This is a genomic window from Bradyrhizobium sp. Kon69 (assembly GCF_055807515.1).
In genome coordinates this window covers 1-298 of sequence record NZ_JBVVOS010000258.1, presented here as the reverse complement: position 1 = coordinate 298, position 298 = coordinate 1, and the positions used below count along the sequence as shown (strand labels likewise).

1 protein-coding gene is annotated in these 298 nt (G+C 62.1%); it reads left to right on the top strand.

Going from position 1 to position 298, the window contains the following annotated elements; genetic code table 11:
* A partial coding sequence (locus AC0L3U_RS39070; RefSeq protein WP_473365070.1) for a CheR family methyltransferase occupies window positions 1–144 on the top strand: 144 nt, incomplete at its 5' end.
* Window positions 145–298 lie beyond the last annotated feature (154 nt).

The following is a 298-nucleotide window of genomic DNA, read 5'->3' as shown; positions in this document are numbered from 1 at the left end:
CCCAACGCGGCACCCGGCAAGCTCTTCCGGTTGTGGAGCGCGGCCAGTTCCTCGGGCGAAGAACCTTACAGCCTGGCCATGACGCTCGCCGAAGGCCTGGGCGGCGGCTCGATCTGTGCGGCAGGGATCTCCTGCACGGTATAACCAGGACTGAAACTGACCGAATTCGCGATCATCCAATGGTGAGGTATCTGGCATGATCAGGCCTCACCGCGGGTCGAGGTCGAGTGTCGGCGCTTGGCCAGCTTCGGCGAGACTGGACATCTCATCAATGGACAGCACCTTGTCCACCTCAAGC